Source organism: Streptomyces sparsus, from assembly GCF_054776295.1.
Window position 1 is genome coordinate 1 of the sequence record NZ_BAAHCA010000167.1, and the last position, 7,407, is coordinate 7,407.

The 7,407-nt window shown below is 71.1% G+C and carries 6 protein-coding genes and 2 tRNA genes; all 8 read left to right on the forward strand.

Translation table 11 applies throughout. The annotated features are described in order from the left end of the window. On the forward strand, positions 1-1,342 hold a 1,342-nt coding region (locus ACYVE9_RS10925), incomplete at its 5' end, for an LCP family protein (protein ID WP_461027582.1). Positions 1,343-1,406: 64 nt separating this feature from the next. Continuing rightward, entirely contained in the window at positions 1,407-1,838 is a 432-nt protein-coding gene (gene rsfS / locus ACYVE9_RS10930; protein WP_461027583.1) for a ribosome silencing factor, read from the forward strand. Beyond that, positions 1,835-2,473, forward strand: coding sequence for a histidine phosphatase family protein (locus ACYVE9_RS10935; RefSeq protein WP_461027584.1), 639 nt, complete (start codon positions 1,835-1,837; stop codon positions 2,471-2,473). Before rsfS ends, ACYVE9_RS10935 begins: the two co-directional genes overlap by 4 nt. Positions 2,474-2,578: 105 nt before the next feature. Beyond that, positions 2,579-2,651, forward strand: a tRNA-Ala gene (locus ACYVE9_RS10940). Between the two features lie 346 nt (positions 2,652-2,997). Next, the gene (locus tag ACYVE9_RS10945; protein ID WP_283992079.1) at positions 2,998-3,231 is read left to right on the forward strand and encodes a hypothetical protein; all 234 of its coding nucleotides are present in this window, start codon (positions 2,998-3,000) and stop codon (positions 3,229-3,231) included. A gap of 113 nt (positions 3,232-3,344) precedes the next feature. Continuing rightward, positions 3,345-3,417: transfer RNA gene (locus ACYVE9_RS10950), tRNA-Ala, on the forward strand. Between the two features lie 291 nt (positions 3,418-3,708). Further along, positions 3,709-6,582: a leucine--tRNA ligase gene (gene leuS, locus ACYVE9_RS10955; protein WP_461027585.1), complete on the forward strand. Its 2,874-nt coding sequence runs from the start codon at positions 3,709-3,711 to the stop codon at positions 6,580-6,582. Positions 6,583-6,693: 111 nt separating this feature from the next. Next, positions 6,694-7,389, forward strand: a complete 696-nt coding sequence (locus tag ACYVE9_RS10960; RefSeq protein ID WP_461027586.1) for a hypothetical protein — start codon at positions 6,694-6,696, stop codon at positions 7,387-7,389. Positions 7,390-7,407: the final 18 nt, after the last annotated feature.

Genomic DNA, 7,407 nt, shown 5'->3' on the forward strand with positions numbered 1-7,407 from the left:
CGCCCCCGTCATCCCCACCCAGGAGCGCCCCGCCGCGGCCGGCCGGGCCCCCGAGGCCGCGGCGGACGAGCCCGACGGTGGCGCGGAGGAGTACCGGACCGAGCAGTTCTCCTTCATCGAGGAGGAGGACGAGGAGTCCGAGGACGTCATCGACTGGATGAAGTTCTCCGAGAGCCGCACCGAGCGCCGGGAGGAGGCCAAGCGCCGCGGCCGCCACCGGGTGCTGGCCCTCGTGGTGGCACTGGTGGTCGCCCTCGCGGGCGGCGTCGGATACCTGTGGTACTCCGGCAAGCTGCCCGGGCTGTCCGGCGACGAGCAGGTCGCGGCGGGCTCCGGCGCGGCGGAGAAACGCGACGTGATCGTCGTCCACCTGCGGGACATCGACTCCGGCGACATCACCACGGCGCTGCTGGTCAACAACGAGGCCGCCGGGCGCGGCACGACGGTGCTGCTGCCCAACTCCCTGGCCCTGGCGACCGAGGACGGCACGACGACCACACTCGGCAAGTCGTTCTCCGCGGAGGGCGCCGGTGCCACCCGCACCGCGCTCAACACCCTGCTCGGCGCGCAGATCAAGGGCACCTGGCGACTGGACACGCCCTACCTGGAGAACCTCGTCGAAGCCGTCGGCGGCATCACCCTGGACGCCGACGCCACCGTGCCGGGACCGAAGAAGGGCGACAAGCCGCTGGTGAACAAGGGCTCCGCGCGCGACCTGGACGGCCGCGCAGCCGTGGCCTACGCCATCCACCGGGCCGACGGGGAGCCGCAGACCGCGCAGCTGGCCCGCTTCGGGCACGTGGTGCGGGCGGTCCTGGAGGAGCTCTCCAGCGACAGCGCGGGCGCCACCAGCACCGTGGAGTCGCTCGGCCAGATCCCCGATCCCTCCCTCTCGGACTCCCAGCTCGGCTCGGCGCTGGCGCTGCTCGCCGGGCACGCCAAGAAGGGCGACTACGACACCGAGACCCTGCCGGTGGAGACCAACGGCACCCTCAGCGACAAGACGGCGGAAGGCCTGGTCAAGAAGGTGCTCGGCGGCACGGTGACCAACACCGACCCGGACGCCGCGCTGCGCGTCAGCCTGCGCAACGCCACCGGTGATCCGGACGCGGCCAACATGGCGCGGGCCGCGCTCGCCAACGGCGGGTACACCGTCGTGCAGGCCGCCGAGGCCGACGGCACGGCGGAGAGCAGCAAGGTGACCTACACGGACGAGGCGGACCGCGAGCAGGCCGAGGAGGTCGCCAAGACGCTCGGGCTGTCCGCCGAGGCCGCCGCCCGCGGCAAGGCGGCGGCGAACGCCGACGTCACGGTGGTACTCGGCCAGGACTACGACGGCTGACGGGAGCGGCGGCGGGGCGTGAGATCCTTGGTGCGTACCCGCCCGCCGATCGAAAGCTTCGCCTGTGACCGCCACGGACCGCTCCACCGAGCTGATCAACGCCGCCGCCCAGGCCGCCGCGGACAAGCTCGCGCACGACATCGTCGCCTATGACGTCAGTGACGTGCTCGCCATCACCGACGCCTTCCTGCTGGCTTCGGCACCCAACGACCGCCAGGTGAAGGCGATCGTCGACGGTGTCGAGGAGCAGCTGTTCAAGCAGCTGGGCGTCAAACCGGTCCGCCGGGAGGGCGAGCGCGACGGGCGCTGGGTCCTGCTCGACTACATCGACATCGTGGTGCACGTCCAGCACAGCGAGGAGCGGGTGTTCTACGCTCTGGAGCGCCTGTGGAAGGACTGCCCGCAGCTGGACCTGCCCGACGACGCCAAGGCCACCCGCGGCAAGTCCGCCACGGAGGCCGGTGACGGCGGGCTCGGCGAGGAGCAGGAGCGGTGAGCCGGGGACGCAAGATCGTCCTCTGGCGGCACGGCCAGACCTCCTGGAACCTGGAACGCCGGTTCCAGGGGTCCACCGACATCCCGCTCACCGCCGAGGGCCTGAACCAGGCCCGGCGGGCGGCGCGGCTGCTGGCCGGCCTGAAGCCGGACGCGATCATCTCCTCGGACCTGATGCGCACCCGGGCCACGGCAGCCGAACTGGCCGCCGTGACCGGGCTGGTGCCCCGCCACGACGAGGCCCTGCGGGAGACCTACGCGGGGGACTGGCAGGGGCTGACCCACGAGGAGATCGTCGCGAGCCACGGCGAGCAGTACTTCGCGTGGAAGCGCGGCGAGCCCGTGCGGCGCGGCGGTGGTGAGCTGGAGACCGAGGTCGCCGACCGGGCCGCCCCGGTGGTCGAGCGGCACGCCGACAAGCTGCCGGACGGCGGCACCCTCGTCGTCGTCAGCCACGGCGGCACCATCCGCACCACCATCGGCCGGCTGCTCGGCCTGGAGCCGCACGCCTGGGAGGCGCTGGGCGGCCTCACCAACTGCTGCTGGTCCGTGCTCGGCGAGGGCGCTCGCGGCTGGCGGCTGCTGGAGCACAACGCCGGAACCCTGCCGGAGCCGGTGCTCGGCGACGACGACTGAGCCCGGGCACCGACCGAGGCCGGGTGGATTTCTCATCCGGCCAGGTCACCGGGTAGAGTTCTACTCGTTCGCGGCACCGGGCAGGAACCGGAAGCGGCCGAACACGGGGCTATAGCTCAGTTGGTAGAGCGCTTGCATGGCATGCAAGAGGTCAGGAGTTCAATTCTCCTTAGCTCCACAGGTTGTCTCCAGCTCACTTCAGTTCCACCCGAAAGTCCCGTCTCCTTCCCGGAGGCGGGATTTTTTGCTCCCCGACCGGGCTCCTGAACGCTGCGGGATCGTGGCAGAATCGGCAGCACCGGAAAGCCGGGAGGGGGACAGGGCCGAAGGGGAGGGACGTTGCGGTGCCCAGGTGCATCCGCGGGAAGACCAACGACCGGTGTCACGCCGGCCAGACCCGTGTCCCGTCCGAACTTCGACGCCCTGCCTTTGAATCTGCGTATGCCACCCGTGTGCCGGGCGGCAACGGAGAGGTGAGCCACGTGTGCACGGCCTGCGGCCATAGCTGGAGCTGATACGGACTGATGGGTGCACACAGCAGGAAGTGCGACTGGTGCGGCAGCGGCACCCCGATCGTCCGCGACATGGAACCGGTCAACTCCGGGTTCCAGTACTGGTGCGTGGAGTGCGCGCGGGCGCTGATCATAAAAGGCGACCCGATCGAGACGTACCGCGAGCTGGAGGGTGAACCCATCTACGGCCGGCTGCTCGACGAGCACTGCACGTTGAAGCGGTTCTACTCCTTCGTGACGGCCTGACGCGGGGCTGCGCGGCGGCCTCGGCCTGCGGCGGAACCGATTTGGCAAAGCCGGGCGGAGCCGGTGTAGAGTGGGCGTCGCCGCCGCGGGGAAGCCCGCAGAGGATCACACGCGGGGCTATAGCTCAGTTGGTAGAGCGCTTGCATGGCATGCAAGAGGTCAGGAGTTCAATTCTCCTTAGCTCCACAGTTCCACGGAGGGCCGCCCGTTCGGGCGGCCCTCCGTGCGTGTGTGCGGTGCGGTGGAGGTGCCGGCCAGGTGTGCCCGGCCCCGGTGTTCGCTCCGCGGTCGTCCCGGCGACGCCCGCGGCCCTTGCGGTACCCTGACCGCATGCGTGCCGTACGCCTTCTGCTTAGCGGGCCGCGCTGATCAGTCCCGGTTCCCACCGACGGAGCCGGAGTCGGCGCGGCGTCCCCTCCTGTGCGAGGGGATTTTTCGTTTCCGCAGGCAGAGACGACTCGATGGAGCTTTGAGGACATGAGCGAAACCCCCACCGCCGCGGAGATTGCGGCCCCGCACCGCTACACAGCGGTGCTGGCTGCCGACATCGAGGCACGCTGGCAGGACTTCTGGGACAAGGAGGGCACCTACGAGGCCCCCAATCCCGCCGGAGACCTGAGCGGTGATCCGGAGCGTGCGGCGCTCCCGCACAAGTTCATCATGGACATGTTCCCGTACCCCTCCGGTGCCGGGCTGCACGTCGGCCACCCGCTGGGCTACATCGCCACCGACGTCTCCGCCCGCTACCTGCGGATGACCGGCCACAACGTGCTCCACACCCTGGGCTTCGACGCGTTCGGACTGCCCGCCGAGCAGTACGCGGTGCAGACCGGCACGCATCCGCGGGTCTCCACCGAGGCGAACATCGTCAACATGAAGGCCCAGCTGCGCCGACTGGGCCTGGGCCACGACAAGCGCCGGTCCTTCGCCACCATCGACCCGGACTACTACCGCTGGACCCAGTGGATCTTCCTGCAGATCTTCAACTCGTGGTACGACCAGGACGCGCAGCGGGCCCGGCCCATCGATGACCTGGTCGCCCAGTTCGAGTCCGGTGAGCGTCCGACGCCCGAAGGACTGGGCCCCTGGGGCACCCTGACCGCCCGCGAACGGGCCGACCTGCTGGGCGAGTACCGCCTGGCGTACGCCTCCGACGCGCCCGTCAACTGGTGTCCCGGGCTGGGCACGGTGCTGGCCAACGAGGAGGTCACCGCCGAGGGCCGCTCCGAGCGCGGCAACTTCCCCGTCTTCAAGTCCAAGCTGCGCCAGTGGAACATGCGCATCACCGCCTACGCCGAGCGGCTGCTGGCCGACCTGGACGGACTGGACTGGCCGGAGGCGATCAAGCTCCAGCAGCGCAACTGGATCGGACGCTCCGAGGGCGCGCGGGTCGACTTCTCCGCCGGGGACGAGAAGATCACCGTCTTCACCACCCGCCAGGACACCCTGTTCGGCGCCACCTACATGGTGCTCGCGCCCGAGCACCCCCTGGTGGACCGCCTGGTACCGCAGGCCTGGCCGACCGGCACGCGCGAGGTGTGGACGGGCGGCCACGCCACCCCGGGCGCCGCTGTCTCCGCGTACCGGGCGCAGGCCGCCGCGAAGTCGGAGGTCGAGCGGCAGGCCGACGCCAAGGAGAAGACCGGCGTCTTCACCGGCGCGTACGCCGTCAACCCGGCCAGCGGCGAGCAGGTCCCGGTCTTCGTCGCCGACTACGTGCTGATGGGCTACGGCACCGGCGCCATCATGGCCGTGCCCGCCCACGACAGCCGGGACTTCGCGTTCGCCCGCGCCTTCGAACTGCCGATGCGCTGCGTCGTCCAGCCCTCCGACGACCGCGGCACCGACCCGGCCACCTGGGACGACTCCTTCGACTCCTACGACGCCGAGATCGTCAACTCCGCCGGCGGGTCGCTGTCGCTGGACGGCCTGTCCGTGACCGAGGCCAAGGCCGAGGCCGCGCGCTGGCTGGCCGACCGCGGCATCGGTGAGGGAACCGTCAACTACCGTCTGCGGGACTGGCTGTTCAGCCGCCAGCGGTACTGGGGCGAGCCCTTCCCGATCGTCTACGACGAGGACGGCATCGCCCACCCGCTGCCGGAGTCGATGCTGCCGCTGAAGCTGCCCGAGGTCGAGGACTACTCACCGCGCACCTTCGAGCCGGACGACGCCGACACCTCACCGGAGACGCCGCTCTCCCGCAACGAGGACTGGGTGAACGTCACCCTGGACCTGGGCGGTGACTCCGGCGGCCCGAAGAAGTACCGCCGCGAGACCAACACCATGCCCAACTGGGCTGGTTCGTGCTGGTACGAGCTGCGCTACCTGGACCCCCACAACAGCGAGCGGCTCGTCGACCCGGACATCGAGCGCTACTGGATGGGCCCCCGGGAGGACGCGCCGCACGGCGGTGTCGACCTCTACGTGGGCGGCTCCGAGCACGCCGTGCTGCACCTGCTGTACGCCCGCTTCTGGTCGAAGGTGCTGCACGACCTGGGCCACGTGTCCTCCGTCGAGCCGTTCCACAAGCTGTACAACCAGGGCATGATCCAGGCCTTCGTCTACCGGGACGGCCGCGGCTTCCCGGTGCCCGCCGCCGAGGTCGAGGAGCGCGACGGCGCGTACTTCTTCGGCGGCGAGCAGGTGACGCGCGAGCTGGGCAAGATGGGCAAGTCCCTGAAGAACGCCGTCACTCCCGACGAGATCTGCGCCGAGTACGGGGCGGACACCCTGCGGCTCTACGAGATGGCGATGGGCCCCCTGGACGTCTCGCGCCCCTGGGACACCAGGGCCGTCGTCGGCCAGTACCGGCTGCTCCAGCGGCTGTGGCGCAACGTCGTCGACGAGGCCACCGGCCGGCTGGCGGTCATTGAGGACGAGCCCGACGAGGCCACCCTGCGGGCCCTCCACAAGGCCGTCGAAGGGGTCCGCCAGGACATGGCCGGGCTGCGCTTCAACACCGCCATCGCCAAGATCACCGAGCTGAACAACCACGTCACCAAGCTCACCGAGGTGCCGCGGGCCGCAGCCGAGGGCCTGGTGCTGCTGATCGCGCCGCTCGCCCCGCACATCGCGGAGGAGCTGTGGCGCATCCTGGGCCACTCCGAGTCCGTGGTGCACCACGACTTCCCCGTTGCCGACCCGGCCTACCTGGTGGACGAGACGGTCACCTGCGTCGTCCAGGTCAAGGGCAAGGTACGGGCCCGGCTGGAGGTTCCGCCGACGGTGTCCGAAGCCGACCTGGAGGCCCAGGCGCTGGCCGCGCCCGCCGTGGTCGCCGCGCTGGGCGGCGCCGGCGTCCGCAAGGTCATCGTCCGGGCACCCAAGCTGGTGAACATCGTGCCGGCCTGATCCGACCCCTACGGGAGTGGTTCGGGGGCGGTCCGGGTCCGACGGGACCCGCACCGCCCCCGCTGCGTCTACGCTGGAGAGACGATCCGGACGGATGAAGGGGCACCCGGGATGGAAACTGTGGCCGTGCTCATCGGCCTGTTCTTCCTGTGCGCGGTCACGCTCGGCGTGCTTGCGGCGGTGAAGGCGGCGCGAGCCGTGGGACGAGGCGTGGAACGTGCCGGCAGCGAGGTGCGGCGAAGCGTCGAGGAGACCACGCTGCGGGTCAAGTCCGCGCAGCCCGGCCCCGTCGGGCAGGCCGCCCGGGCCCGCCTGGAGCTGCGCTCCTCCATCGACGGCACCCGCCGGGCGCTGACCGCCGCCGCCCAGCACGACCCGTCGCTGACCGAGGCCCTCGGGTTGCTCGACCGCCTCCACGAGCACGCCCGCACCGTGGACCGTGAACTCGGCTCGCTCATGGACCAGGAGCCCGACCGGGCCAGACTCGCCGAACTTCTGCCCGACGCACGCCGCCGGGTGGAGTCCATCAAGCAGTCCGCCGACTCACTGCGCTTCGCCGCCCAGGACCGCGTCCGGCAGTACGACGCGGAAGGGCTCGGCGCCCTGAGCGACCAGATCGAGATCGAGTCGGGTGCCCTCCGGCACTGGGACCCGCCGCCGGTAGGCGACGCCGGCTCCCGCCCGGAGGTCACCGACGCGGGTTCCCGCCCGGAGGTAGGCGCCGACGCTCCCCGGCCGCAGGTGGGCGACACCCCGCAGGGACGGCTGCCGCGGTTCCGCAAGGAGACGCCGGGCAACGCCGCCTGAGCGGCGGGGGCAGGGTGC